The sequence below is a fragment of the Nitrospirillum amazonense genome, assembly GCF_007828035.1.
Taxonomy (GTDB): Bacteria; Pseudomonadota; Alphaproteobacteria; order Azospirillales; family Azospirillaceae; genus Nitrospirillum; species Nitrospirillum amazonense.
Genome location: NZ_VITV01000032.1, coordinates 1 through 1,360, shown reverse-complemented (window position 1 = coordinate 1,360; position 1,360 = coordinate 1). Strand labels below are relative to the sequence as shown.

Annotated in this window: 3 rRNA genes; all 3 read right to left on the bottom strand. The window is 57.6% G+C overall.

The features are described 5' to 3' along the window. A 23S ribosomal RNA gene (locus FBZ87_RS28975) occupies window positions 1–401 on the bottom strand; the annotation flags it as partial. Window positions 402–623: 222 nt separating this feature from the next. Beyond that, window positions 624–739, bottom strand: a 5S ribosomal RNA gene (gene rrf, locus FBZ87_RS28970). 122 nt (window positions 740–861) lie between these two features. Then, window positions 862–1,360 (bottom strand): 16S ribosomal RNA (locus tag FBZ87_RS28965); the annotation flags it as partial.

Sequence of the window (1,360 nt, the reverse complement as noted above, 5' to 3'; positions counted from 1 at the left end):
GGTGGTCCCCCCACGTTCAGACAGGATTTCACGTGTCCCGCCCTACTCGAGGATCAACTCCGGTTTACCCGTACGGGGCTTTCACCCACTCTGGCACGCCTTTCCAGACGCTTCCGGTTATGTAAAGTTGACCACTGGCCTGGTCCGCGTTCGCTCGCCACTACTAGCGGAGTCTCGGTTGATGTCCTTTCCTCCGGGTACTTAGATGTTTCAGTTCCCCGGGTTCGCTTCTCCAACCTATGAATTCAGTTGAAGATACCCATCGCTGGGTGGGTTTCCCCATTCGGAAATCCACGGATCAATGCCTGCTCGCGGCTCCCCATGGCTTATCGCAGCGTGCTACGTCCTTCATCGCCTCTCAGTGCCAAGGCATCCACCAGATGCCCTTAATTCACTTGATCGACCTCCCGGCGCCACGCGCAAGGGCAAGCCCGTGCGGTGTCGTCAGTTGGCCTGGTGCGTTTTACGATAGATCGACCGCCTGAATACTTCAGACAACCGACCCCTCGGTTTAAACTCAAGACCTCATTCACAATGTCCAAGAACCGGCCAGCTTCCGTTGAAGCTGACTGATCTCCTGCCGGAGCTATTCTGTTCGCATGATGGGCGCGTGTGGTCGGTAGACCTGGCGGCGACCTACTCTCCCACGTCTTAAGACGCAGTACCATTGGCGCTGGGGGTTTTCACGGCCGAGTTCGGGATGGGATCGGGTGTATTGACCCCCGCTATGACCACCAGATCAACCGGCCACACGCACCAAACGCCAGCGTAAAGCCGGCGTTTGACCATGCGATCAGAATATTTCGAGAGGAGATACGCAGACGGCGGCGCACGCCATCCGATGCCCGGATCATTCCTTAGAAAGGAGGTGATCCAGCCGCAGGTTCCCCTACGGCTACCTTGTTACGACTTCACCCCAGTCGCTGACCGTACCGTGGTCGGCTGCCTCCTTGCGGTTAGCGCACCGGCTTCGGGTAAAGCCAACTCCCATGGTGTGACGGGCGGTGTGTACAAGGCCCGGGAACGTATTCACCGCGGCGTGCTGATCCGCGATTACTAGCGATTCCAACTTCATGCACTCGAGTTGCAGAGTACAATCCGAACTGAGATGGCTTTTGGAGATTAGCTCCCCCTCACGAGGTCGCTGCCCACTGTCACCACCATTGTAGCACGTGTGTAGCCCAGCCCATAAGGGCCATGAGGACTTGACGTCATCCCCGCCTTCCTCCGGCTTGTCACCGGCAGTTTCTCCAGAGTGCCCAACCAAATGATGGCAACTGAAGATGGGGGTTGCGCTCGTTGCGGGACTTAACCCAACATCTCACGACACGAGCTGACGACAGCCATGCAGCACCTGTCT